The organism is Dactylosporangium salmoneum (genome assembly GCF_039532525.1).
In the GTDB taxonomy this organism is placed as follows: Bacteria; Actinomycetota; Actinomycetes; order Mycobacteriales; family Micromonosporaceae; genus Dactylosporangium; species Dactylosporangium salmoneum.
Map to the genome: position 1 here is coordinate 1 of NZ_BAAARV010000110.1, position 23,832 is coordinate 23,832.

At 74.0% G+C, this 23,832-nt stretch carries 22 protein-coding genes; 11 read left to right on the forward strand and 11 right to left on the reverse strand.

Annotation, left to right across the window (positions count from 1 at the left end; genetic code table 11):
* Together ABD352_RS49990 and ABD352_RS49995 are read left to right on the forward strand one after the other, a co-directional pair.
* The coding region (locus tag ABD352_RS49990; RefSeq protein WP_344619716.1) for a penicillin-binding transpeptidase domain-containing protein at positions 1-1,695 on the forward strand (1,695 nt) is incomplete at its 5' end.
* A gap of 204 nt (positions 1,696-1,899) precedes the next feature.
* The gene (locus ABD352_RS49995; protein ID WP_344619717.1) at positions 1,900-2,118 is read left to right on the forward strand and encodes a hypothetical protein; all 219 of its coding nucleotides are present in this window, start codon (positions 1,900-1,902) and stop codon (positions 2,116-2,118) included.
* A 113-nt stretch (positions 2,119-2,231) separates the two neighbouring features.
* On the opposite strand, the gene ABD352_RS50000 is transcribed toward ABD352_RS49995, so the two are convergent.
* Together ABD352_RS50000 and ABD352_RS50005 are read right to left on the reverse strand one after the other, a co-directional pair.
* Entirely contained in the window at positions 2,232-3,209 is a 978-nt protein-coding gene (locus ABD352_RS50000; protein WP_344619718.1) for a LacI family DNA-binding transcriptional regulator, read from the reverse strand.
* 157 nt (positions 3,210-3,366) lie between these two features.
* Positions 3,367-6,255, reverse strand: coding sequence for an Hsp70 family protein (locus tag ABD352_RS50005; protein ID WP_344619719.1), 2,889 nt, complete (start codon positions 6,253-6,255; stop codon positions 3,367-3,369).
* Positions 6,256-6,439: 184 nt separating this feature from the next.
* Between ABD352_RS50005 and ABD352_RS50010 the strand changes: the two genes are divergently transcribed.
* Both ABD352_RS50010 and ABD352_RS50015 read left to right on the forward strand, forming a co-directional pair.
* Positions 6,440-7,564, forward strand: coding sequence for a sensor histidine kinase (locus ABD352_RS50010; protein WP_344619720.1), 1,125 nt, complete (start codon positions 6,440-6,442; stop codon positions 7,562-7,564).
* 103 nt (positions 7,565-7,667) lie between these two features.
* Positions 7,668-8,669: an NAD(P)-dependent alcohol dehydrogenase gene (locus ABD352_RS50015; protein ID WP_344619721.1), complete on the forward strand. Its 1,002-nt coding sequence runs from the start codon at positions 7,668-7,670 to the stop codon at positions 8,667-8,669.
* Here the strand turns inward: ABD352_RS50015 and ABD352_RS50020 are convergent.
* Together ABD352_RS50020 and ABD352_RS50025 are read right to left on the reverse strand one after the other, a co-directional pair.
* Positions 8,659-11,151 carry an ATP-binding protein gene (locus tag ABD352_RS50020; RefSeq protein ID WP_344619722.1) on the reverse strand — a complete coding sequence of 831 codons (2,493 nt, stop codon included), beginning with the start codon at positions 11,149-11,151 and terminating at the stop codon, positions 8,659-8,661. The two genes, ABD352_RS50015 and ABD352_RS50020, sit on opposite strands and share 11 nt — an antisense overlap.
* A gap of 112 nt (positions 11,152-11,263) precedes the next feature.
* Positions 11,264-11,659 carry a cellulose binding domain-containing protein gene (locus tag ABD352_RS50025; RefSeq protein WP_344619723.1) on the reverse strand — a complete coding sequence of 132 codons (396 nt, stop codon included), beginning with the start codon at positions 11,657-11,659 and terminating at the stop codon, positions 11,264-11,266.
* A 71-nt stretch (positions 11,660-11,730) separates the two neighbouring features.
* Between ABD352_RS50025 and ABD352_RS50030 the strand changes: the two genes are divergently transcribed.
* A complete protein-coding gene (locus tag ABD352_RS50030) occupies positions 11,731-12,513 on the forward strand; it encodes a DinB family protein (protein ID WP_344619724.1) in 783 nt (260 codons plus the stop codon).
* Positions 12,514-12,559: 46 nt separating this feature from the next.
* On the opposite strand, the gene ABD352_RS50035 is transcribed toward ABD352_RS50030, so the two are convergent.
* A complete protein-coding gene (locus ABD352_RS50035; protein ID WP_344619725.1) occupies positions 12,560-13,237 on the reverse strand; it encodes a Tat pathway signal sequence domain protein in 678 nt (225 codons plus the stop codon).
* Positions 13,238-13,272: 35 nt separating this feature from the next.
* On the reverse strand, positions 13,273-14,193 hold the full coding sequence (locus ABD352_RS50040; RefSeq protein ID WP_344619726.1) for a hypothetical protein: 921 nt from the start codon (positions 14,191-14,193) through the stop codon (positions 13,273-13,275).
* Positions 14,194-14,405: 212 nt separating this feature from the next.
* Between ABD352_RS50040 and ABD352_RS50045 the strand changes: the two genes are divergently transcribed.
* Positions 14,406-15,029, forward strand: coding sequence for a DUF6230 family protein (locus ABD352_RS50045; RefSeq protein WP_344619727.1), 624 nt, complete (start codon positions 14,406-14,408; stop codon positions 15,027-15,029).
* A gap of 1 nt (position 15,030) precedes the next feature.
* Positions 15,031-15,441 (forward strand): DUF6114 domain-containing protein, encoded by a 411-nt coding sequence (locus ABD352_RS50050; protein WP_344619728.1) that lies wholly within the window; start codon positions 15,031-15,033, stop codon positions 15,439-15,441.
* Between the two features lie 62 nt (positions 15,442-15,503).
* Here the strand turns inward: ABD352_RS50050 and ABD352_RS50055 are convergent, their stop codons facing one another.
* Positions 15,504-16,349, reverse strand: a complete 846-nt coding sequence (locus tag ABD352_RS50055) for a hypothetical protein (RefSeq protein WP_344619729.1) — start codon at positions 16,347-16,349, stop codon at positions 15,504-15,506.
* Complete coding sequence (locus ABD352_RS50060) at positions 16,336-16,863, reverse strand: SigE family RNA polymerase sigma factor (protein WP_344619772.1); 528 nt, start codon at positions 16,861-16,863, stop codon at positions 16,336-16,338. Before ABD352_RS50060 ends, ABD352_RS50055 begins: the two co-directional genes overlap by 14 nt.
* A gap of 125 nt (positions 16,864-16,988) precedes the next feature.
* On the opposite strand from ABD352_RS50060, the gene ABD352_RS50065 reads away from it, so the two are divergent.
* Positions 16,989-17,237 (forward strand): three-helix bundle dimerization domain-containing protein, encoded by a 249-nt coding sequence (locus ABD352_RS50065; protein WP_344619730.1) that lies wholly within the window; start codon positions 16,989-16,991, stop codon positions 17,235-17,237.
* Positions 17,238-17,286: 49 nt separating this feature from the next.
* Here the strand turns inward: ABD352_RS50065 and ABD352_RS50070 are convergent, their stop codons facing one another.
* The gene (locus tag ABD352_RS50070; protein ID WP_344619731.1) at positions 17,287-18,903 is read right to left on the reverse strand and encodes a methyl-accepting chemotaxis protein; all 1,617 of its coding nucleotides are present in this window, start codon (positions 18,901-18,903) and stop codon (positions 17,287-17,289) included.
* 166 nt (positions 18,904-19,069) lie between these two features.
* Here ABD352_RS50070 and ABD352_RS50075 point away from each other — a divergent pair, with 166 nt between their 5' ends.
* The 3 genes from ABD352_RS50075 to ABD352_RS50085 are packed head-to-tail and all read left to right on the forward strand — an operon-like array spanning position 19,070 to position 21,912.
* Positions 19,070-19,816 (forward strand): hypothetical protein, encoded by a 747-nt coding sequence (locus tag ABD352_RS50075; RefSeq protein ID WP_344619732.1) that lies wholly within the window; start codon positions 19,070-19,072, stop codon positions 19,814-19,816.
* A 16-nt stretch (positions 19,817-19,832) separates the two neighbouring features.
* Positions 19,833-21,050 (forward strand): hypothetical protein, encoded by a 1,218-nt coding sequence (locus ABD352_RS50080; RefSeq protein WP_344619733.1) that lies wholly within the window; start codon positions 19,833-19,835, stop codon positions 21,048-21,050.
* Between the two features lies 1 nt (position 21,051).
* The gene (locus tag ABD352_RS50085; RefSeq protein WP_344619734.1) at positions 21,052-21,912 is read left to right on the forward strand and encodes a hypothetical protein; all 861 of its coding nucleotides are present in this window, start codon (positions 21,052-21,054) and stop codon (positions 21,910-21,912) included.
* 48 nt (positions 21,913-21,960) lie between these two features.
* On the opposite strand, the gene ABD352_RS50090 is transcribed toward ABD352_RS50085, so the two are convergent.
* Complete coding sequence (locus ABD352_RS50090) at positions 21,961-22,407, reverse strand: hypothetical protein (RefSeq protein ID WP_344619735.1); 447 nt, start codon at positions 22,405-22,407, stop codon at positions 21,961-21,963.
* Positions 22,404-23,780 carry an O-antigen ligase family protein gene (locus tag ABD352_RS50095; RefSeq protein ID WP_344619736.1) on the reverse strand — a complete coding sequence of 459 codons (1,377 nt, stop codon included), beginning with the start codon at positions 23,778-23,780 and terminating at the stop codon, positions 22,404-22,406. Before ABD352_RS50095 ends, ABD352_RS50090 begins: the two co-directional genes overlap by 4 nt.
* Between the last annotated feature and the right edge of the window lie 52 nt (positions 23,781-23,832).

Consider the following 23,832-nt stretch of genomic DNA (forward strand, 5'->3'; position numbering starts at 1 on the left):
AGCATGGCCGAGGGCATGGTCCTGGCCGGGCTGATCAAGAACCCCGAGGGCAGCGGCAAGGGCAGTCCGTTCGACCCGAACATCGACAAGAAGCAGGCAACGGGCCGGTTCGACTACATCAAGGATCAGATGCTGAAGCTCAACTTCTGCTCTGAGGCCGACGCGCCGGTCAAGATGAAGTACCCGGACAAGGTCATCACGCCGGCCGAGGCGCGGGCCAACGCCGTCGGGTCGCAGAACCTCAAGAGGCCCGAGGGTCTGATCATCCACCACGTGCTGGGTGAGGTCGCGGCGCTGACCGACCCGAAGACCGGCGCGCTGCTGTACGAGGACACCGACGCGGACGGCAAGAAGAACTTCGACAAGATCCGCAACGGCGGCCTGAAGATCGTCACCACGATCGACAAGGACATCCAGCCGATCGCGGTGCGCGAGGCCAGCCGCAACAAGGACTCGCTGATGAACCCCATGCCGCCGAACCTGCAGGCCGCGCTGGTCGCGGTCGAGCCGGGCACGGGCGGTGTGAAGGCCTACTACGGCGGCGACGACGGCAGCGGCGGCGACTACGCCGGGTACTACAAGGACCCGGTGCTGGGCGACGGCAAGGAGAGCTGCTGCGGCGGCCACCCGCCGGGCTCGACGTTCAAGGTCTATACCCTCGCCACCGCGCTCATGGCCGGTTACCGCACCGACTCCTACTGGGACGGCATGCCGCAGGACTTCCCGGGCCGGACCAAGGCACTGGGAAACCAGGTCAAGAACGCGACCGAGGGCCTGGAGCCCAAGTGCGATTCCGGCTCGGGCAAGTGGTGCAGGCTCGACGAAATCACCGTCCAGTCGCTCAACGTGCCGTTCTACGCGATCACCATGGAGGTGACTCCGGCGCGCGTCATCAACACCGCGCGGGCGGCCGGGATCACCGACATGTGGGCCACAATCCAGGGCCAGCAGCTGCCGCAGCGCATCGACCTGGTCAAGAACGATGGGGCCGCGGTCTCGAAGTACTTCGGCAACGAGGTGGGCTTCGGGCAGTACCCCATCACGGTCCTCGAGCACGCCGGCGGACTGGCCACCTTCGCCGCCCGGGGCGCGGCGGTCCAGACGCACTTCCTCAAGGAGGTGTGGCAGGACGGCAAGAAGACCTACGCCGAGGTGATCAACCCGAAGCGCATCCCGGGCTTCACCGAGGAGATGGCCGACGACATGACCAACGTGCTGCGGGGCGTGCCGGACCACTACAAACTGAACTCCCCGCACGGCTACCAACTGGCGGGCAAGACCGGCACGTGGCAGCTGGGCAACACCACCTCGCAGGGCAACGCGCACGCCTGGATGGGTGGCTACGTCCCGTACGACCCGAGCAAGAACGCGCGGGGCCTGGCCGCCGCGGTGTGGATCGGCAACAAGGGCGACGAGAAGGCGATCAAGGACAGCAAGGGCGTCAACATGATCGGCGGTAAGGGGCCCGGCCCGATCTGGGCCCGGTTCCTGGACTCGGCGCTGGCCAAGGTGAACCAGCCGAAGATCTCGTTCCGGCCGGCACGGCACACCGGCAGCAAGGACGTCGGCACTGGCGTCTCGCCGATGCCGAGCACCCCGGTCGTGCCCACGGATCCGGGACAGAACCCGGGCCCGTCGAACCCGCCGCCGTCCGCCCCGGGCCCCAACCCGAGCCCGAGCCGCGGACGCCGCTGAGGTCGCAGCGACGCGGGCCGGCCCGCCCCTGAGGAGACATCCCAGGGGCGGGCTGCCTGCTCCAGGTTGGCTCCATGGCAGATGGCCTACTCCGGCCGGGGATCGACCGCGGCACGCTGAACCCCGCGACGTTCGTGGCCGGGGCGTGCTCCGGCAGGCCGTCGCGCAGGCTTAGCCGGGGTGAAGGCGGGTAGGGCAGGCGGCATGGACGACAACGAGCCGATCATCTCCGGAACGCCGGCCGCGGCCCGTACTGTGGACGCGGCCGGCCGGCACGACGCACGCACCGGGGCAGACCAGGCGTGGACCGCGGAGGACCTCGCCAAGGCGAAGGGCCGCGACCCGACGCCGAAGAACATCAAGCGGGCTCAGGCCGAACTCGACGAGCTCGGGCCGGCCGCGATCGAGAGAACCGTACCGTAGCGCGCCAGCTCACATCGCCGCCCGACGCGTTGCCGGGCGGCTCCCAGCAGGGGCCTCGCCCACGAGGATCTCCCCGGATCGTCGAACTGGTTCGACAATCCGGGAGGGGTGGTTCAGCGAACCTTGAGGACGGGGCCCAGCATCGTGGCGGAGGGCTGGACCTCGTTGTTGAGCAGCCCGGCGAGGCGCCGCACCGCGGTGCGGGCGAGTTCCTCGACGGGTAGCGACACCGAGGTGACCGGCGTCGCGAGCCGGTCGACGGCATCGTCGGGGCAGATGGCGACGATGTCGACGTCGGACCGGCCCAGCCCCGCGAGCCGGTCGGCGACCAGCGGCAGCGCCCACTCGTTGTAGACGACCATGCCGCTGATGTCCGGGTCGTGGTCGAGCAGCTCGCGCAGCGCATCGACCACCTCGCCGGCCGAGGGCAGGCAGGACGTCCAGGTGGCCACGGCGCCCTGCTCGCGCAGCGCCTCGAGCGCCCCGTCGCGGGCGTGCACGGCGTAGGCCGCGCCGCGGCGGTAGGTCTCCGGGTGCTGGCCGAGGAACCCGACGTGCCGGTGCCCCCGCTCCAGCAGGTACTCGGCGGACGCGCGCCCGCAGGCGGCGAAGTCGAAGTCCACGTACGGCAGGCCGTACGGGTTGTCCGGCGTGCCGACCAGCACGGCGGGGCACTTGAGCGAGCGCAGCAGCTTGGCCCGGGGATCCTTTTGCTGTACCTCCATGAGGATCACGCCGTCGACCAGCGAGGTGCCCACGGCGTCACGGATCGCCGACATGCCGTCGTCGTCGGTCAGCATGAGCAGCTTGAGGCCGGCGTCCTGGGCGGCGGTGAGGGTCGCCCACACGTACGGCATCTGGACCTGGTTGTGCGGACCGTGCACCAGCGGCAGCGCCATGGCGATGACGCCCGTGCGCTTGGTCCGGATCGAGCGGGCGCCGGCGTGCGGGCGGAACTGCAGCGCCGCGATGCTCGCCTCGACCCGGGCGATCGTCCCGGCGGAAATGGACCGGTTGCCGCTGAGCACATAGGAGACCGTGCTGCGCGACACCCCGGCGTGCTTGGCCACGTCCGCGATGGTCACTGCCATTGCACGAGTCTCCTCCTCCCACCTGAGAACATCCCGGTGCGGGTGCCGGCGGCCGAGGCGTCGAATCAGTTCGGCACACGGACCATGGCGCCCGGCCGCACGCCGCGGCAAGGGGTGCGTCACGGCGCCACGGCCGCACGTCGCGGCAAGGGGTGCGTCACGGGCGTCGCGGCTGGACCGGAACCAGGCAGTACAGGGCCTCGCCCTTGATGACGAACGGCTGGTTCATGTCCGGGCAGCCGTCCGCGCGAGGCACCTGCTTGGTGATCTCGAACGCGCCGCGGGCGCCGCAGTCGACCACCTTCGCGCGGTCGGCCGTCTGCGCCACGCACTCCCCCACCTCGAACTCCCGCTCGGGAAGCGACCCGGACAGCTTGAGCGCGACCAGCGTGCCGCCGCCGAGCGTGACCAGCGCGACGAACAGCGTGATCGCCGCGCCGGCCGCCGGGCTCATGCGGGCGCGCCGGTGCGGCCGCGGCGCGTTGGGCTCCGGCTTGGTACGGGTCCTGGCCCGCCGCCACCGCGACCCGCGCTGCTGCCGCTCCCGGACGGCGGACTGATGGGAGCGGTCGGCGAGGGTCAGCTTGGGCGCGGGGAACTTCGGGGCGGGCGAGACCGCCACGTCGGACAGCGGCGGCTCGGCACCCGGGTCGCCGTACGGGTCGTCCTCGTCGCCGTAGAGCTCGCGCTCGGCCACGGAGCCGCGGCGGGCGGACTGCATGTAGCGGCGCACGACCCGTACGAGCGCGCCGAAGTCCTCGACGTCCTCCGGCTCGGCCCGCCTGGGCTCTTCGCGCTGCGGCGGCTCCGCTTCGGCCTCGCCCTTCCGGGTCCGGGCCTCCTGGGATTGGCCGGTGTCCTGCTCGGACTCGATCGGGTCCTCCTCCTGCGCCGGGTCCTCCGTGATCACCCGGAGGCGGGCGAGGACGTCGGGCTCCTCCACCGCCTCGTGCTCGAACACGGCCGTCCACGGCACGAACCCGGCGCTCTCGGTCTCGGCCGACCGCGAAGGCTGTGGTTGCGGCTCGGGCTCGGGCTCGACCCCGGATTCCGGCTCAGGCTCAGGCTCGAACGCGAGCTCCGGCTCCGGCTCGGGCTCAGGCTCTGGTTCCGAAGTGGGCTGCGGCTTCGCGGCGGGTTCCGGCTCGGAAACCGTCTCCGGCTCATCCGCGACTTCCGGTTCCGCGGCAAGTTTCGGCTCCGGCACGGGTTCCGGCTGCGGGGCGGGTTCCGGCTGCGGGGCGGGTTTCGGCTGCGGGGCGGGTTCCGGCTGCGGGGCGGGTTCCGAGGCCGGTGCCGGCATCGGGGGTGCCGCCAGGACGGGCTCGGGGGCGGGCGGCGGTTCCGGGAGCGGGAGCAGGGTGCGGAACTTGGTCACCATCAGGTCGAGCTCGGCCTCGAACTCGTCCAGCTCCGCGCCCGACACCCGCAGGCCCGTCTCGGCCGCGGTCAGGTCGGTCGAGGCCAGGTCCATCTCGCTGCGCAGCTCGACGATCGCGCGCGCGGTGGCGAAGAGGTCGGCCTTCATCACGCGGTACTCGGCCTCGGCCGCCCGGCACTCCATCCGGATGGCGTTGAGCTCCTTCTCGAACCTCCACGGCTTGTCCTGCTCCAGCGTCCAGAGCTCGGCCCGTACCTCCCAGGCCTCCAGCTGTACCTGCCGGGGCTGCGCGGTCGCGACCGCGGGCGGGGGGGCCACGGGCGGCGGCGCGACCGGCGGCGGCGCCACGGGAGCCGACCCGGTGCGAACCGGCCCGCCCGGCGCCACGACCTTGGGAGCGACCGGCGCGGCGGGGGCGTTGGTCGTCCGAGGGCGGGCCGGCGACGCGGGCGAGGGCTCCGCCACCTGACGGCGCAGCGCCTCCCACGGGTCCTCCGGCTCCGGCCGTGGCTGCGCCTGGAACAGCGGCCGCCCCCGGGAGGCGGTGGGGGCCGGGCGCTCGGTCGCGGGCGGGGCCTGCAGCGCGGCCCAGAAGTCCTTCTCGGGCGCGGAGGCCGCGGGCGACGGCTCGGGGGCGTACCGGGGGCGCTTCGGCACCGGCGACGGCTCGGCCAGCAGGGCGCCCTCGGCGACGATCAGCCCGTCCAGGTGCACCGGCAGCAGGCCGAGCGTCTCGACCAGCAGCTCGATGACGAGCGGGGTGTGCGCGAGGCCGCCGGTGAGCAGCACGCCGGCCAGGTCGGACACGCCCGCGGCGGCCAGCATCGAGGCGGTGGCCTGCATGGCCCGCTGCAGCGGCGGGCGGGCGAGCTCCTCGAACTGGGTGCGGGTGAGCGCCATGCCGGAGGCCGACCAGGGCACGGGGATGACCGCCGACTTGGCGACCGTCAGCTCCTCGCGGCCCTCGCGGGCGCCCTCCAGCAGGTCCCGGTCGGGGCTCCAGCGGGAGACCTTGCGGCGGGCGAAGGTCGAGCCGAGGTGGGCCAGGATGGCCGAGTCGAGGGCCAGGCCGCCGGCGTCGGAGACGGTGGTGGTGGACAGCACGCCGCAGGTGCGGCCGGACCGCAGCACGACGGCGGCGTCGACCGAACCGGAGCCGAGGTCGACGACCACGACCGAGGCGCCGTCGCGCAGCGGCAGGGCGCCGGTCTCGTCGGCGTGCAGCGCGGCGGCGACGGGCTCCGGCACCAGGCGCAGCGGGCGGAGGCCGACGAATGCGGCCGCCTTCTCCAGCACGGCGGTCTGCGGCCGGTGCCAGCCGGCGGGGTGAGCGAGCGCGACGCTGGCGAGCGGGCCGCCGGCGACCCGCCGCGCGGCCGCCGCGACGTGCGCGAGCACCGCGGCGAACAGGCTGCGCACCGGGCACTCGACCCCGCCGAGCACGACCGCGCCCCGGTCGATGGTGCGGCGCGGGTAGGGCTCGAAGCGGTCCGGGTTGGCCGCGCCGGCCTCGACGGCGTCGAAGCCGGCGACGAAATGCGGGGCGTTGTCCAGGCACACCGCGGACGGCTCGAGCAGCAGCTGCTCGCGCCGCCCGTCGGGCCGGGCCAGCACCGCGGCGGTGCGCGCCGTGCCGAAGTCGATGCCGAGGTGGTATCCGCCCACGCGTTCAGGCTAATACGACAAAACCGACCCAAAGGCCACAGAATGGCGATGACACAGGGTTCTCGCCACGATGGCGCCGGCGACAATCGTGCCTACGGGCAGGATTTGGTACAAACACCCCAGAACCCCGCCGTCGTACTTTGGTCGGATCCGGTGCGGCGGGGCGGACCATACGATGGAGCGGATGCCCGGTCTGCTGCGCTCCGTGTGGGACGAGCCGAGCCCGGCCGACCCGCCCCGCAGGGTGTGGCGCGACTGGGTCCTCTTCGGTGGTTTCGCGGTGGCCGTCGTCTGCGAGGTGCTGACCCGGCCGGATCTGCCGTGGCGCTGGTTCGCCGGCGCCGCCGCCCTCGCCGTGGTGCCGACGCTGCTGTGGCGGCGGACCCATCCCCTCGCCGCGGTCGGGGCCGCGTTCGCGGTGTGCGGCCTCGGCCCCCTGGTCACCGGGCACGACCTGGGCCTCAACGCGTTCGTGTTCGTGGTGTTCCTCGCCTACGCGATGACGCGCTGGGGCGGTGGCCGCCAGATCGTCATCGGCAGCGCGATCATCGTCGCGAAACTGGGCTTCTCGCTGCTCATGGGCCACACCGGGTGGACCGACACGATCGGCGGGTTCGGGATCCTGTTCGCGGTCACCGCGCTCGGCCTCGCCGTGCGGTACCGGTTCAGGGCCCGGCAGCGGGAGCTGGACCAGGTGAAGCTGCTGGAGCGCGAGCGGCTCGCCCGCGACCTGCACGACACCGTCGCCCACCACGTATCGGCGATGATCATCCGGGCCCAGGCCGGCCTGGCCACCGCGCCGGTGAACCCGGACGCGGCGACCGACGCGCTGCGCCTCATCGAGGCCGAGGCGTCGCGGGCCCTGGCCGAGATGCGCGGCATCGTGCGGGTCCTGCGGGCCGACGAGCCGGCCGGGCTGACCCCGACGCCGCGCGTCACCGACCTGCACGACCTGGCCGGGCGGCAGCGGCTCGGACCGGTGGTCGACGTGGTGGTCGAGGGCGACGTCGACGACCTGCCGGCGCCCATCGGCACAGCGATCTACCGCCTGGCCCAGGAGTCGGTGACCAACGCCCGCCGGCACGCCCGCAACGCGAGCCGGATCGAGGTCAGCGTCGAGGCGGACGAGTCGTCGGTGCGGCTGCGGGTGACCGACGACGGCGAGGCCACGCCGGCCCGGGCCGCGGGCTCGGGCGGCTTCGGGCTGGTCGGCATGATCGAGCGGGCCGGGCTGGTCGGCGGCACCTGCGAGGCCGGCCCCGGCCCGGTGCGAGGCTGGACGGTCACGGCGGTCCTCCCCCGGGCCTGAAGGGCTCCCGGGACCGGCTCGGACTTTCGGCCGCCGAAGGTGCGCAATGGCTCCGGTCCTTCGGCGGAGGTTTCGCCGCCCGGGCCCGCCCACCATCGATGGCATGAAGGCGATCGTTCAGGAACGGTACGGCTCATCGGAGACGCTCCGGCTGCGTGACATCGACCGGCCCTCGCCCGCCGCGGGCGAGGTGCTGGTGCGGGTCCGCGCCGCCGCCGTCAACGCCCGCGACTGGCACATCATGCGCGGCGACCCCATGCTGGCCCGGCTCGCGATGCCGTCCGACTTCGGGTGGACCGGGCCGAAACGAACCGTCCGCGGCAGCGACTTCGCGGGGGTGGTCGAGGCCGTCGGGCCCGGCGTCACCACGTACGCGCCCGGAGACGAGGTCTACGGCGACCTCCGCGAGGACGACGGGGCGTTCGCGGAGTACGCCCGCGTGCCCCTCGGCAACCTTGCTCGCAAGCCCGCCGGGCTCACCTTCGCCCAGGCCGCCGCCGTCCCGCTCGCCGGGACCACGGCGCTGGCCGCGCTGCGCGACGCCGGAAAGGTGCGGCCGGGGCAGCACGTGCTCGTCAACGGCGCCTCCGGCGGGGTCGGCACGTTCGCGGTCCAGCTGGCAAAGGTGTTCGGCGCGACCGTGACCGGCGTGTGCAGCACCCGCAACGCCGAACTGGTCGCCGAGCTCGGCGCCGACCACGTCGTGGACTACACGCGGGAGGACTTCACCCGCTCCGGCCACCGCTACGACGTGCTGCTCGACCTCGTCGGCAACCGCTCCCTGCGGGCGTGCCGGCGGGCGCTGGCCGCGGACGGCCGCCTGGTGATCGCCGGCGGCGGGGTGTCCGGCGGCGGCCGGCCCAGCCTCGTCGGCCCGATGTCGCTCGTCATCCGGGCGAACGCGGCCCGGCTGCGCGACAAGCGCATCGTGCCGCTGTCGAACGTGCCGCCGAGCCCGCAGAGCCTGGCCACGCTGCGGGAGCACCTGGAGGCGGGCGAGATCACGCCGGCCGTCGACCGGACCTTCCCGCTGGACCGGGCGGCGGAGGCGGTGCGGTACCTCGAAATCGACCACGCCCGCGCAAAGGTTGTCATCACCCTCTGACAGCGCCGCGAGCTGATCCGGGACCGGTGGGACGGCCGAGCCGGGCCGGGTTCGGGACGCCCAGGCGGACGAACAGTGCGGCCGCGCGGCGGCGCAGCAGCGGGTCCCCGGCCACGGCGGACTGGCCATGCAGCGCGCAGGCCTGCTCGTAGCGGTCGCCGACCCGCTCGGCCAGGGCCAGCGCAGCGGCGTACGACCGCCAGGCCGCGTCGGGGCGGCCCAACGCGTGCAGCGCGTCGCCGAGCGCGTTGCGGGCCTCGACCTCCAGGGCCAGCTCGGCGGTGTCGCGGCCGATGTACAGGGCCTGGCGCAGGTACGGGATCGACTGGGCCGCCCGGCCCGACCGGCGCAGCGCCGCCCCCAGGGCGCAGCGAGCGCTGCCCTCGCCGCCCCGGTCGCCGGCGGCCAGGCAATGCTCGAGGGACCGCCGCAGATGGGCCACGGCCCGCTCGTGCCGGCCGGCCAGGCTCTCCACCGCGCCGAGGTTGCCCAAGGCGTACCCGTGCAGCCGCGCGTCGCCGAGCCCCTCGAAGAGTGCCGCCGCGCGCCGGTGGTGGGCGGCCGCGCGGGCCAGCCGGCCGCGGCGGCGCTGGACGATGCCGAGGTTGAGCAGTTGAGCGCCCTCGCCGTGCCGGTCGCCGAGCGCACGGTACAGCGCCAGGGCCGCCCGCAGCGCGGCCGCCGACGAGGGGTAATCGCCCAGCCGCTCGTGCACCAGGGCGAGCCGGGCCCGGGCGCGGGCCTCGCCACGCGGGTCGCCGGCCAGCCGGTAGCCGGCGAGGGAGCGGTCGAACCAGGCCCGGGCCTCGTCGGGGCGGCCCAGCCACCAGTGGGCGGCGCCGAGGTGGCTCAGCACCTCGGGGTCGTCGCCGTCGGCCGCGGCGGCCGCATGCACGGCGAGGGCGTCGCGGTAGTGGGCGCCGACCTCGAGGTACCGCCACAGGATGCGGGACAGGTCCACGGAGCGCAGCCCGCCGGTGGCGACGGCGACGAGCGCGGGCCTCTCCCGGTCCAGCCAGGCCAGCGCCGCGTCCGGGCCGGGCGGCGGCGGGCCCGACCCGGCCGCCGAGCCATAGGAACAAGCCGGACCGCTGGCCAAAGCCGGACCACCGGGCAACGCCGGACCACCGGCCAACGCCGGACCGTGAGGGGCAACGGGGCCGCGGGGCAGGGCCGAGTCGTGCGGGTACATGGTCCGCACCGCGGCCGACGCGGTGCGCACGTAATGGTCGGCGAGACGGGCCAATGGCGCCGCGGCCGCATCGGCACGGCTCGCGGCGTAGGCGCGGACGAGGTCGTGCATGCCGTACCAGTCGTCGTCCAGCGGCTCGACGAGGTGGGCCCGGGCGAGCTCGCGCAGCGCAGCGCGGGCGGTAGCGGCCGGGGTGCCGGCCAGCGCGGCGAGCGCGCCCGCGTCGAAGGAGCGGCCCGGGTGCCGGCCCAGCAGGCCGAACGCCCGGGCGGCCGCCGGGCCGAGGCGGCGCACCGACCAGGAGAACAGGTCGCCGGCCGACTCCTCCCACGCGCCCGGCCCGCACTCCACGGCGATCCGCAGCGCCAGCGGCAGCCCGCCGCAGCGCCCGGCCAGCGCGTCGGCGTCCGGCACGGGCCGGCCAGCGGCGACCCGGCGGACCAGGGCGACCGAGTCGGCACGGTCCAGCGGCGCGAGGCGCACCCGCCGGGCGCCCTCGCGGGCGACCAGTCCGTCGAGTGCGTCGCGGCTGGTGACCAGGGCGGCGCAGGAACGGGTGCCGGGCAGCAGCGGGCGGACCTGGTCGGCGGTGGCGGCGTTGTCCAGCACGATGAGCACGGGCCGGTCGGCGACGCGGCTGCGGAACTGGGCGGACCGTTCGGCCAGTCCGGCGCCGATCGCCGCGACCGGCTCGCCGAGGGCGCGCAGGAACGCGGCCAGCACGTCGGCCGGGTCGACCGGCGGGCCGGGGGCGAACCCGCACAGGTCGGCGTAGAGCTGCCCGGCCGGGAATTGGGCCGCCGCCCGGTGGCCCCAGTGCACCGCGAGCGCCGTCTTGCCCACGCCGGGCGGGCCGGTGACGAGCGCGAATCGCGGCGCCGTGCGGTCGCCGGCCGGGACCAGCAGCGCATCCAGGGCGGCCAGCTGGGCGGTGCGGCCGGTGAACCAGCCGACGTCCAGCGGGAGCTGCCGCGGTGCGGGCGCACGGCGCTGCTCCCGGGCGCCGGACGCCCCGGGCGGCGCGGGCCGGCGGCGCTGCTCCTCGACCCGGTCCCGGGCGGTGGCCAGCGCACCCTGCTCGGCGGGGGACGCACCGAGCATGCGCACGAGGTCGTCGAAGCGGCCGGTCGGGGGCAGCACCCGGCCGCCGAGGTACTCCCCCACGATCCCGTGCGACCACCCGGCCGCGGCGGCGATCTCGCGATAGGTCAGCTCGGTGCCGGCCCGCCGCCGGGCCTCCCGGCGCCGCAGGCCGCGCAGCAGGCGCGCCAGGTCGGCCTCGGTGCGCACCGCGGCGATCGCGTCCGGTCCCAGGCCGCCGTCGATGCGGGCACGGTAGACCCTGGCGCCAGGCCGCGGCAGCGGGCGAGACCGGCGCCGGGGAACAGGACCTGGCCGGGCGCTACTGGACGGGGCAGGGCAGGCCGTTGAGCGTGAAACTCTCAGGCGGGGCGAACGGGGTGACCGAGCCGCCGAGGCCGACGAACATCTGGTGGCCGGGCAGGATCACCGCGGACCAAGCGAGCGGGGTCAGCGTGCCGTGGTCGCCGGCGCGGGTGAGAGCGCCGTTGAACACCGTGGTGACGGTGGCCGCGGCCGGCAGCGTGAAGCCGATCGTCCAGCCGCTGGTCGGCGTGCTGGTCGTGTTGTCGATGGTCACCACGGCGGTGAAGCCGGGGCTGAACGGGATGACCTGGGCCCGGCAGGCGGGGGCGTCGGGCACGTCGGCCCGGGCGGGCAGGGCGGGCGCGACCAGCAGGGCCGGCAGCGCCAGCGCGGCGACAGCGAAGCGTCTCATGGGGTCATGGTCCGGCCGCGGGCGGCGGCGCGCGGCCGATCCTGGACACCGTTGGACGGTACGGTGTCGGCATGGTCGAGTTCGAGAACGCGGACCTGCGCGGGTCGCGCTTCAGCAATGTGCACCTCGGCGGGGCCCGGTTCCAGCACGTCGACCTCAGCGAGGCCGAGGTCAGCGGCGCGCTGATGCGCGGGGTACGCCTGCGCGGGTGCGAGCTGATCGGGGTGGAGATCACCGGCGACGTCAACGGCCTGACCGTCAACGGCGTCGAGGTCGGGGCGTACGTCGAGGCCGAGCTCGACCGGCGCCACCCCGAGCGGCGGCTGATGCGCCCGGCCGACGCGGAGGGGTTCCGCACGGCGTGGGAGACGCTGGAGCGGCTGTGGGACGGCACGCTCGAGCGGGCCCGCCGGCTGCCGCCGGAGCGGCTGCACGAGTCGGTCGGCGGCGAGTGGTCGTTCATCGAGACGCTGCGGCACCTGCTCTTCGCCACCGACGCCTGGGTGCGGCGGGCGGTGCTCGGCGATCCGGCGCCGTGGCACCCGCTGGACCTGCCGTGGGACCAGATGCCGGACGCGCCGGGCGTGCCGCGCGACCGGGAGGTCCGGCCGTCGCTGGACGAGGTGCTCGCGGTGCGGCGGGACCGCGCGGCCGGGGTGCGCGAGCTGATCTGGGCGCAGACCGACGAGTCGCTGGGCCGGCGGACCGAGCCGGTGAAGGGGCCGGGCTGGCCGGAGCCGCACGCCTTCGAGGTCCGCGAGTGCCTGTCGGTGGTCGTCAACGAGGAGTGGGAGCACCGGTTGTACGCCGAGCGCGACCTCGCCGCGCTCGAGGGCGCGGCCCCGTCCACGTAGGACAGAGCCGCGCCTTCGCACCCCGCGACGGGTGGGTTCGCGTGCCTCAGTTCACGTACACCAGCGGGCCGCCCACGACGGTGGTGTCCGCCACCGGGCCGTAGGAGGCGCTGAAGTAGCCGTTCGGGAAGCACGCCGACGGGCCGGAGAAGCGGTTGAACTTCTGGTTCGTGAACGTGATGGACTGCCCGACGTTGTTCGCCACGCCCAGCACCTGGTTGAGATCGGCGCGGTAGACGCAGGTGATGGTGCCCAGGCCCGACGTGAGCTTCATGGTCGTCTGGATCGGTAGTGCCGTGGTGCCGGTCACCGTGACCTGGTTGCTCGGCGGCGAGGTCACGGTGGTGGCGTACGGCAGGTTGTTCACCACGATGCTCTGCACCGCGGTGACGGTCGGGATGCCCGTCGGCGTACACGACGAGAAGTTCTGCAGGGTCAGCGACTCGCCGGCGGTGCCCGGCGCGGCCACGTTGTTCGTCACGGTGGCGCCGAAGTTCGACACCGTGCACGTGATGAAGCTGGTGCTGCCCGGCGTGCTGTAGAACGTGGCCGTGGCGCCGGTCTTCAGCGGCGCGGCGACCGCGTCGCCGTTGGCCACGTTGGGGCCGCCGACGCTGCCGCGGGTCAGCACGTTGACGGTCGCGGCGTGCGCCGCGGCGGGGAAGAGCCCGGCCGCCAGGACCGCGGTGAGCGCGGCGGCGGACAGGGTCCAGAACTTGCGCATGGCGGGGCCTTTCTCGTGCGGTGTTCCGCGGCCGTTCAGTGTGCGGACGCGGCGATGGCCTTCTTGAGGTCGTCGAGGCTCGAGTCGACGGCCAGCGACGTGTCCGTCTGGCTGAACACGACGGCGTTGTGTCCGGCCGCGGCGGGCAGGCCGAACACGGTGTTGATGACCCAGTCCAGCGAGCCGCCGATGCCGCAGCCGTCGGCCACCGGCACCCTGAGGCTGTTGTCCACCAGGGACGCGCCGGAGAACGACACGACGAAGGCGCCGAAGCCGTTCGGGTCCGAGGCGAGGTCGATGACGCCGGAGTCGCCGGTGATCGGGACGTTGGGCGGCGGCGGGCTGGTCGTGCCGGTGGTCGGGCCGAGCACGATCGGGCTGCTGTTCGAGCCGATGTAGCAGTGCAGCCCGAAGAGCGCGTTGAACAGGTGGAGCTTGATCGGCAGGCGGAACACCGGGGCGGGCTCGCCGGTGGCGAGCGGGACGAACTCGGTGATCGGCCCGGCCAGCTCGACCTGGGCGAACACGCTGGTGACGCCGGGCAGGAAGTTGGCCAGCCCGGGGATGGGGACCTGCAGCGGCGACGAGGTCAGCGTCTTGCCGTCGGCGGACGGCACGGTGCTGAACACGTTGGCCACGGTGCCGTCCGGGAACTCCACCGTCGGCCCGCTCGCCGGCCAGTACACGCCGAACTGCAGCGTGATCGGCTGGGTGAGCGCGACCGTGGTGGAGCCGATGGTGACGCTGCCGCCGCGGGTCACCGAGACGACGCAGCCGACCTGCTGGTTGCCCGGGTCGGCGAGGACCGGGCTGGACAGCGGGCAGTTGCCCATCCCGGCGTAGAGGCCGGTCGGCTTCGCGGCCGCCACCGGATGGGCACTTGCGGGGGTGCCGAAGACCGCGAGGACGCCGGCGGCCATCACCGCGGCCGCGGCGGACACACGTCTGGAGCGCATGGAACCTCCTGCTGGATTTCGGCGGGTTGTGACGAGTTGTAAACCCGTCGAGTATCTAACGTCAAGAAAACATTCTCGGCGATCTATTGAGATAGATCGGAAACCGCCGGAGTTTTCAATTGGTGAAATACGGGCGGCCGGGGTTGACCTGATCAATACCCGCGAGTAACTTCCGGGGGGCCGCCGTCCGTAGAGCGCGTGGAGGTCTCGCCATGACCCAGGCCGAAGATCAGGAAGAACAGCCGCAGGGAAAGACCCGCTGGCGCCGATTCGCATTGACGATGGGCATTTCCACGGCGGTCACCGCCGGCCTCGTGGCGCTCACCGCGCAGGGCGTCATCGCCGCCTCCTTCTCGGTGTCCGGGCTGCCGTTCGTGGTGACCGCGGACGAGCTGCAGGGCACGGGCTTCGAGCAGTACGCGGTGCTCGACCAGATGGAGCCCGGCAGCCCCAACGAGGGCGACACCGGGGGCCAGCTGATCCTCATCGTCTCGGCGATCGACAATGCCAAGCTGAGCAACCTGTGCCAGAGCATCAGCCTCGGCGGGACGAACCTGAAGCTGACCGCGGGCGACGCCGATCACCCCGTCACCGCCACCAAGCTGATCGTCGACTCCGACCTCATCACCGGCGACGCCAGCTTCACCTCGATCGACATCGGCCAGGACGCCAGCACGCTCACCCGGGTGCCCGGCGCCACCGGCGGGATCGGCATCTTCGGCCAGCAGGCCGAGACCGTGAACATCAAGCACCTGCGGCAGAACAACTACGCCACCACGGCCGCCACCTTCAACCTGCCCGGCCTGCACATGAGCTTCAGCGACGAGGGCTGCTGAGTTGCGCCGCTCCTTCCGACGCTGGCGGCGCAGCCGGCCCTTCTGGGGCGGGCTGTTCATCGTCGTCGCGGCCGTGGAGATCTTCCTGACGGTCAAGGCCCCGCTGCCGGTGGTGGTGCACGTCGGCATGCAGGGCCTGGCCGGCTTCCTCGTGCCCATCATCATGCTGCTGTGCGGGGTCCTGCTGTGGTTCAGCCCGGAGAACCGCACGTTCTACTCGATCCTGGCCCTGCTCATGGCCTTTGCCTCCTGGGTCACGTCCAACCTCGGCGGCTTCCTGATCGGGCTGCTCCTCGGCATGCTCGGCGGCTCCCTGGCCTTCTCCTGGCAGCCGGCACCGCCACGAAAGCCCGCCGCCGCCCCGCCGCCCGACGCGGACACCGCCGCACTGACCGAGCCCGCCGAGTGGTAGCCCGCGAGCTGTCCGGACACACCGCGTCCGGACAGCGCCTATGCCGTCGGTACCGCGAAAGGCTACGCAATCGGCGTGTCGCGGTGGGTGAACCCGTCCGGGGCGGCCAGCTCGAAGCGGGCCAGGTTCTCCGGCGTGCGCGGCAGCCACTCGTAGTCGACGGTGAGCGCCCCCGTCTGGCGGACGGGCAGGTAGGTCGCACCGTCCACCCAGAGGTCCGTTGATCCGTCGGTGGCGCTGAGGTGGAGCGTCTCGTGCCCGCCCACCGCCTCCGGCCCGACGAGCCGCAGCCTCTTGGCGTCCAGCAGCACAAGGATGTGCCGCGGGTCCTCGTACGGGTTGGGCCACATCAGCTGCCGCACGACGCCCGCGTCGGCGGACCGGCCGGTCGGCGGGGTCGCCGTGTCCCACCAGGCCCGGTGCTGGTAGTCCACCACGAGGAGGTACGCGCCGGTGGCGAGCGTCCCCCTCGCCAGCATCGAGCGCATCGGCCCGGCCGCGCCGCTGACGTCCTTGCGCTCGCGGTGGGTCCCGCCGTCGACGCTGCTGCGCCACGTCTCCCCGGCACCGGCCTTCCAGGTGACGACCCTGACGTAGTCGTCGGCGCGGGCCAGCGCCGCCCCGGTCTGGGCGGTCACGAAGGCGACGTCGCGCAGGGCGCCGCCCTGCGGGGCGCCGGAGCCGGCCCCGGCGGCGGGCGGGGCATGGTCGCCGCCCGTCGTGGCCAGCGCGCCGGCGGTGGCGACGACCGCGGCGAGCGGCAGGGCGATCGCCGCGCGCAGGGCAAGGGTCTGGCGGGCGTGCCGGCGGCGGACCGCGCCGGCCAGGGCCGGACCGGCCTCGACCCCGGCGGTGGCGGCGCGCATCCGGCCGCGCAGCCGGTCGGCGAACTCCTCATCGGTGTACACAGGAAACCTCCTCGGACTCGTCGGCTGCGAGCAGTTCGCGCAGCCGGGACAGCGCGCGGGACGCGTGCGACTTGACGGTCCCGGGGGTGCACCGCAGCAACTCGGCGGTCTGGTCGACGGAGAGATCCTCGAAGTACCGCAGGACGATCACCTGCCGCTGGCGCACGGGCAGCGCGGCGAGGGCCGCGACCACGCTGTCGCGCTCGGCGACCCGCTCCAGCCCGGCGTCGGCCCCGCGGACGAGGTCGGGATCGGGCGGCAGCGGGGCCTCGCGGGGCCGGCGGAACAGCAGCCGCCGCCGGTCGTGCGAAAGGTTGACGAGGATCCGCCGCACGTACGCCTCGGGCGCGTCCTGCACCGAGCGCCACCGCCGGGCCGCGCGCAGCAGGGCCGTCTGCAGCAGGTCCTCGGCGTGCCCGCGGTCGCCGGTCAGCAGGTAGGCGGTCCGCAGCAGCGCCGTCGACCTCGCGGTGACGAAGTCGGTGAAGCTGGCATCAACTCTCACGCTCTTCAGGACTCCGGCCGGGGCCGCCGGGATGACACGGCGGCCAGTTCAACGTCCGTTTCCCCGCCGTTGGCCGCACGGCAATGTCCGGTGGGACCACATGGGGGCACGCGACGCGAAAGGACGGTGCCAGCATGACCGGTCACGATGGGGTCGCCCACCTCGGCGACATCGACACGGCGCTGCGGCGGGAGACGCAGATCCTGTGCGAGCGGTTCCCGGGCGCCCCGGCGGCCGAGGTCGACGAGCTGGTCCGGGAGACCTACGCGCAGCTGCTGCGCGACGCCGAGATCGAGACGCACGTGCTCTCGCTGACCCGGCCAAGGGTGATCGAGCGGCTCCGGGAGCGCGGCCACGAGCCGCACGAGCCCGACGCCGAGTAGGCGAATGCCCGGATGCCGGCGCATCCGGGCATTCCCACGGGACCGATGATCAGATGCGGAACCGCCCCACCGCCTGCTGCAGATCCGAGGCCAGCCGGCTCAGCTCGCCCACCGTCTGGTCCACCTCGACCAGCGTCGACGTGGTGCTCTGCGCCGCCTCCGCCACCCCGGCGATGTTCCCCGCGATGTTGGTCGCCCCGTGGGCCGCGTCGCTCACGCTGCGGGTCATCTCGCTCGTCGTGGCCGTCTGCTCCTCCACCGCCGAGGCGATGGTGAGCTGGTAGTCGTTGATGCGGGCGATGATCCGGGAGATCTCGCCGATGGCGTCCACCGCGTTGGCCGTGTCCGACTGGATGGCCTCGACGCGGCGGGAGATGTCCTCGGTAGCCCGGGCCGTCTCCTGGGCCAGGTCCTTCACCTCGCTCGCCACGACCGCGAAGCCCTTGCCCGCGGCGCCGGCCCGGGCGGCCTCGATGGTGGCGTTGAGGGCCAGGAGGTTGGTCTGCTCGGCGATCGAGGTGATCACCTTGACGACGTTGCCGATCTCGGTGGAGGAGTCGCCGAGCTTGGAGACGGTCTGGTTGGTGTTCTCGGCCACGCCGACCGCCTCCGAGGCCACCTGGGCGGCGGCGTTGGCGTTCTGGGCGATCTCGCGGATCGACGCGCCCATCTCCTCGGCGCCGGCGGCGACCGTCTGGACGTTGTGCGAGACCGTGCCCGCGTCGCCGGCGACGACGTTGGCGCGGGCGGCGGCCGTCTGGGCGCTGTCGCCGATGCGGGACGTCACGCCGGTCAGGCGGCCGGTGCTCTGGCCGAGGGTGCTCGCGGCGGAGGCCAGGGTTTCGACGGTACGTCCAATGCCCTCGTTGGCCCGGTTCACCGCCACCGCCATGGCGCCCAGCTCGTCGCGGGCCAGCACCTCGGCCCGGCGGGTGAGGTCACCGGAGGCGGCGGCGTCCAGCGTGTCCACGACGACGCGCAGCTGGCGGCCCATCCGCCGGGACATGGCCCAGCCCAGGCCGAGCGCCAGGAACAGGCCCACGGCCAGCGAGCCGATCGTCCAGTTGCGGGCGGTGCGGTACGCGCCGAGCGAGTCGGCCGCCATCGTCGCCGCCTCCGCGGACTCCAGCGTCTGCAGGGTGGCCAGCTGGGTGTTCATCTGGGCCTCGAGCTTCTGCCAGGCCGCGGACGTGTCGGACGGGATGGTGGTGCCCGCCTTCGGCTGCTCCCGCCACACGACGACGTTGCGCAGGTTGGCGTACGCGTCCCAGCTGTCGGAGAACGCCCGGATGGCGCTCTCCCGGGCCGACGAGCCGGTGGCGCGCTGGCGGTACTCGGTGATCCCCTGCGCGACGAGCTGGTCGCCGCCGTTGCGGGCCTGCAGCGCGCGAGGGCCGAGGGTCGGGTCGTAGCTCGACCACGCCGACAGCGACTGGGCGCGGTAGTTCTCGCTGACGCCCTGCCGGATGATCACCAGCTGCGCGACGCTCTCGAGGTGCTGCTTCTGCAGTTCCTCGAGGCGGTCGTTGATGCGCGACATGCTGACGATCGACAGGATCGCCACCCCGATCGCGACCAGCGCCACCAGCGCGACGCCGATGAGGTTCTTCACGCCCACGGGGCGGTCGGCGACCCAGCCGATGATCGGGGGCCGCCGCACGGTCACGTCGAAGGTATGCACATCGGCCCATCGGCGCCGGCGGGCCGGCGGTTTAGGAAAACCGGCGCGGACGGCCGCCGCCGCGCGGACGCCGCTGCGGTCGGCCGTTCGGCGCCCACGGGTGGCCGTGTCGCGCATGACATGCATTGACGGGCGCCTTTAGCCTGAATGCGTGGCGTGGATCCTGCGGTGGCGGTGGGTAGCGGCGGGCGTCGGGCTCGGGCTCGTGGCGGGCGCCGGCCTCGGGCTGGCGGTGTGGACGGCCTGGCTGTTGCCGGGGCCGTGGCTGTTCGCGATGGCCGGCGGGCTCGCCGGGGCGGCCGTCGCGGGCGTGTACTTCGCGTTGCGCGACACCGCCCGGCTCGACGGGGTCAAGATCTCGGTGCCGAACTTCACCGAGCTGAGCTTCACCATCACCGGCGACCGGCGGCGCATCGCCTGGACCCTCTTCGTCGAGGTGGCCACCCGCACCTCCACGCAGCCGCTGGCCGACGGCACCGGGTCGCTGCGCGAGGCCCTGACGTCGCTCTACGGGCTCTTCGGCTGTGTGCGCGACACGCTGGAGGAGGCGCCGCCGACCCGCGTCGACACGGCCGGGCCGACGGTGGAGTACCTCGCCATCGCCCTGCTCAACGACGTGCTGCGGCCCTTCCTGTCGCGCTGGCACCCGGAGCTGCTGGCGTGGGAGCGGGCGAACCCGGCGGCCGCGGAGCGGGACTGGCCGCTCAACCAGCCGTGCCGCGCCGAGCTGGCCGCGGTGCAGCAACGGGTGGCGCAGTACGCCATGGGCTTCGCCGAACTGGCCGAGTTCACCAAGGACTACGGGCTGAAGCTGCTGCACGCGGGTGCGGCCCTCGGCCCGGCGCCGGACCCGGCGCGCGGCATCCCGGCCCAGCAGGGGCCGGACGACCTGGCCTGACCGAGAGCCGACCGACATGCTTCCTCCCGTCCTGGAGATCTACGTGGTGTGGCACCCGCGCGACGCCGCGGGCGCCGAGATCGTCGCCCAGCTCGACGCGCACTTCCATGGGGACCTGTTCACCGGGCTCATCGGCGGCGCGGTCGAGGTGTACGCGCGCTCCGACGGCTGGCTGCGGCCCGGCGGGGCGCCCCGGCGGATCCCGGTGCCCGGCGACCCGCCGCCGAACGGGGTGGCCCAGGCGCAGTACGTCGTCATCGTGCCGGTGCTGGACTTCCGGCTGGCCCAGGCAGCCGCCGACCGCGATGGCGAGTGGTACGAGTACCTGGCCGGCATCCGCGGCGCCCAGTGCGACGCCCCGGACCGGGTCACCGTCTTCCCCGTGCTGGCCGACCTGCGCGCCGACGAGGGGGCGCTCGGCGAGCTCTTCGGCGAGCTGGTGTACATCGTGGTCAACGGGGTGACCGGCGAGACCCCGCAGGACCGGCGGCGCCGGGACCTGGTGCAGAGCATCGCCCAGTTCGTCGGCGGCGATGCCGGGCGGCGGCTGACCGTCTTCATCAGCCACACCCGGCGCACCGCCGAGGGCGACGGCGGCCGGCCGCAGGCCATCACCGAGCGGGTCCGGGCGGTCATCGCCCAGACCCGGCTGGCCGACTTCTTCGACGCGCAGGCGCTGGGACCCGGTCGCGACTACTCCGAGGAGATCGCGAGTGCCGCGTCGAGCAGCGCCCTGCTGGCCCTGCGCAGCGACCACTACGCCAGCCGCGACTGGTGCCAGCGCGAGGTGGTCACCGCCAAGACGGCCGGCATGCCGGTGGTCATCCTCGACGCGCTGGTTCGCGGCGACCCGCGCGGCTCGTTCCTCATGGACCACGCGCCCCGGGTGCCGGTCACGGGCGACGACGGCGGGATCTGGGCCGGGCTCAACCTGCTCGTCGACGAGTGGCTCAAGCGCCTGCTGTGGCGGCGCCAGCACGAGCTCGCCGAGCGCGCCGCCCCCGACCTCGGCGTGGGGTGGTGGGCGCCGCACGCGCCCGAGCCGACCACCCTGGCCGCCTGGCTGGCCGGCGCCCACGCGGCCGGCGAGCGGCCCACCAGCCTGCGCATCCTGCACCCCGACCCGCCGCTGGGCGGGCCGGAGCGGGAGGTGCTGGCGCGGGTCGCCGCCCTCGGCGGGATCGCGACGCTGGAGATCCTGACCCCCCGCCAACTCGCCGCCCGTGGAGGCTGACATGACGAACGTGCGCGAGCTCCTGCCCCACGACGCCCTGCGGGGCCGGCGCATCGGGGTGTCCATCTCGGACAGCCCGGACCTCGGGCGGCTGGGGCTGCTCACCTCGCACCTGCGCCTCGCGTTGGGCGAGATCGCGCGGGCCGTGCTCGTCGCCGGCGGCTCGCTGGCCTACGGCGGGCACCTGGAGCCGACCGGGTTCACGCCCTTCCTGGCGCAGGAGCTGGAGCGGTACGGCGCCTCGGAGGGCCGCCTGCTGGTGTGCCTGGGCTGGCCGGTGCACCGCGAGGTCGCCCTGTCCGAGCTCGACCGCCGCGAGGAGGCCCTGGGCCTGGTGGCCCGGGTGGTGTACCTCGACCCGCACGGCGAGGAGATCCCGAAGGAGACCGACCGCGGGGAGGCGCCCGAGCCGACGACCGACCCGGTGGCGATGGCCGACGGGCTCACGGCGATGCGGCGGTACCTCACCGCCCACGTCGACGCCCGGGTGCTGCTCGGCGGCCGCCGCTCCGGCGCGGCCGGACGCTACCCGGGGCTGCTCGAGGAGGCGCTGCTCGCGCTGGAGTCCGGCCAGCCGCTGTACCTGGCCGGCGGCTTCGGCGGCGTGACCGCCGACATCGCCGACGCGCTCGGCGTCGGCCTGGAGTGGCTGCCGCCCGTGGACGGCGCGCCGCCGGCCGACGGGCTGCCGCTCATCCGGGAGTTCCGCGACGCCGAGGAGCCGTGGCGGGCGCTGGCCAACGGCCTGGACGGGGCGGAGAACGCCCGGCTGGCCGCGTCGCACCGGCCGAGCGACGTCGCCTCCCTGGTCACGCTCGGCCTGGGCCGCGTGGCGGCGCTGGACGGCGACGGCGGCATCTGAACACGGTGGTGCCGGGCGCACCAAGGCGCCCGGCACCGAAGGGGTTACTCAGACGTTCTCGACGTTGACGATCACTCGGCCGGTGTCGGCCGCGCTGTAGCTGTACCCGTAGACCTCCAGGTGCCCGGTGGCGTACGCGACACCGGGGATGAACGGAGCCGGGCTGGCCGGCACCGTGACCTTGACCTTCTGGGCGGTGCCGGTGCAGGCCTGGTTGTAGAGGGAGCCGGACCCGTGCGTGGTCGCGCTGGGGCTGATCGTCTGGCTGACGTCCGCGTACACGGAGAAGTGGCTGCCCAGCGGGCAGGTGACGTTCAGGGTCACGATGGTCACCGCGCCCTTCGCCTTGAGCTGGGCGTTCTTGGCGATCTTGACGGTCGCGGTGCCGTTGGACTCGGACTGCAGGTTGACGGCCGCGCCCGCCGGGACGGCGAACGCGAGCACCGCGCCGAGCGCGACCGCGCCAACGCCCAGGTGCTTCTTCTGGAGCTTCATGCTGGTACCTCCCCGTTGATGGATGGTGCGGATGGTTCTTCGCCGTGGGAGCGGGCGGCCAGGCCGATCAGCACGCCGATCAGCAGTGGCACGACCGCCAGCTCCCACAGGAAGTCGAAGGCGCTGTGCACCGCGAGGGCGGCCAGTGCCGCCACCGCGCCGGTCCACAGCAGTGGTGTCGCCCCGCCGGCGCGGCCGCGCCGCAGCAGCACGACGATGGCCACGGCGAGGGCGGCCAGCGGCACGAGGCCGACGGCGCCCAGGTCGACGAGCCATTGCAGGTACTCGTTGTGCGCCCACCGGCTCGCCACGAGCTGGCCGCTGTAGTCCTGCCAGAAGTAGCGCGCCTGCCCGGGCCCGGAGCCCAGCAGCGGATGGGCGGCGGCCTGGTCCAGCGCCGAACGCAGCGCCCCGCTGCGGCCGCGCGAGTCGAGGGTGAACCGCCGCCGCGACACCGCCTCGAGCCGGGCCGGCAACGGCCGCGTGAGCAGGAACGCCAGCCCGCCGACGGCCGCGGCGAGCACCAGCCCCCACGCCGCCGCGAGCCATCTGCCGTGCAGCCGCGGCAGGTGTACGGCCACCAGCCCGCCGACCGCGAGCCCCGCCAGGGCCAGGAGCGGATCGGGCTCGGCCGCGACCGGGAACGAGGGCACGAGGGCGGCCACGGCGATCCCGGCGCCCAGCAGGGCCGGGGCGAGATGGCGGAGCACCTGCCGTACCGGAGCGAAGATGAGGAACAGCAGGACTCCCGCGGCGAAGGCCAGCCCGCCGGCCCGGCTCAGCGTCGCCCCGAGCCCGGCCAGGATCAGGTACAGCACCCAGGCCCGCCCGAGCGATCGCGGCTCGGCCAGCAGCAGCGCGAGCGCCAGCAGCCCCGCCACGGCGAGAACCGCGGCCGCCGCGTTCGGATAGGTGAGCGTCGAGGCGGCCCGCCAGATCGTCGACTCGACGAGCACCGACCAGCGCTCGATCCGCCAGGCCACCCCGGCCCACCCGGTGACCGCGACCAGCGCCCCGATCCCGGTCAGCCCGGTGGCCAGGTCCGCCGCCGACGCCCGGCGGGCCACGACCACGCCCGCCAGCAGCACCAGCAGCGACAGCGCGATCCCGCCGGCCGTGCCCCACCCGCCGGTCATCGCGGCCCGGACCCCGGCCCACAGCACGATCGCCGCCCCCGTGACGGCGATCCACCGCAGGCCCCGGTCGAACCGGGCTCCCTCGCGCACGGCCAGCCCGAGACTCACGAGCGCCAATACGCTGGCCACGATCCGGCCCGGCAGATAGAACCCGCCCTGCGCGACCACACCGGCCGTGACCGCCGCGAGAAGCGCGAGCGTCGACGCCGAAAACCGTTGTTGAACAAGCGGATCCACCAGACTCACCCTCCCCGTTAGAGCGTCTGTCCTCGATGACTATAGCGATCAG

Excerpts from the sequence above, each read along its gene's own strand:
- ABD352_RS50065 (WP_344619730.1), top strand. The coding sequence starts at position 16,989 with ATGACCGGTCACGATGGGGTCGCCCACCTCGGCGACATCGACACGGCG.
- ABD352_RS50040 (WP_344619726.1), bottom strand. The coding sequence starts at position 14,193 with ATGCGCTCCAGACGTGTGTCCGCCGCGGCCGCGGTGATGGCCGCCGGC.
- ABD352_RS50035 (WP_344619725.1), bottom strand. The coding sequence starts at position 13,237 with ATGCGCAAGTTCTGGACCCTGTCCGCCGCCGCGCTCACCGCGGTCCTG.
- ABD352_RS49995 (WP_344619717.1), top strand. The coding sequence starts at position 1,900 with ATGGACGACAACGAGCCGATCATCTCCGGAACGCCGGCCGCGGCCCGT.
- ABD352_RS50015 (WP_344619721.1), top strand. The coding sequence starts at position 7,668 with ATGAAGGCGATCGTTCAGGAACGGTACGGCTCATCGGAGACGCTCCGG.
- ABD352_RS50090 (WP_344619735.1), bottom strand. The coding sequence starts at position 22,407 with ATGAAGCTCCAGAAGAAGCACCTGGGCGTTGGCGCGGTCGCGCTCGGC.
- ABD352_RS50045 (WP_344619727.1), top strand. The coding sequence starts at position 14,406 with ATGACCCAGGCCGAAGATCAGGAAGAACAGCCGCAGGGAAAGACCCGC.
- ABD352_RS50000 (WP_344619718.1), bottom strand. The coding sequence starts at position 3,209 with ATGGCAGTGACCATCGCGGACGTGGCCAAGCACGCCGGGGTGTCGCGC.
- ABD352_RS50030 (WP_344619724.1), top strand. The coding sequence starts at position 11,731 with ATGGTCGAGTTCGAGAACGCGGACCTGCGCGGGTCGCGCTTCAGCAAT.
- ABD352_RS50010 (WP_344619720.1), top strand. The coding sequence starts at position 6,440 with ATGCCCGGTCTGCTGCGCTCCGTGTGGGACGAGCCGAGCCCGGCCGAC.
- ABD352_RS50080 (WP_344619733.1), top strand. The coding sequence starts at position 19,833 with ATGCTTCCTCCCGTCCTGGAGATCTACGTGGTGTGGCACCCGCGCGAC.
- ABD352_RS50085 (WP_344619734.1), top strand. The coding sequence starts at position 21,052 with ATGACGAACGTGCGCGAGCTCCTGCCCCACGACGCCCTGCGGGGCCGG.
- ABD352_RS50025 (WP_344619723.1), bottom strand. The coding sequence starts at position 11,659 with ATGAGACGCTTCGCTGTCGCCGCGCTGGCGCTGCCGGCCCTGCTGGTC.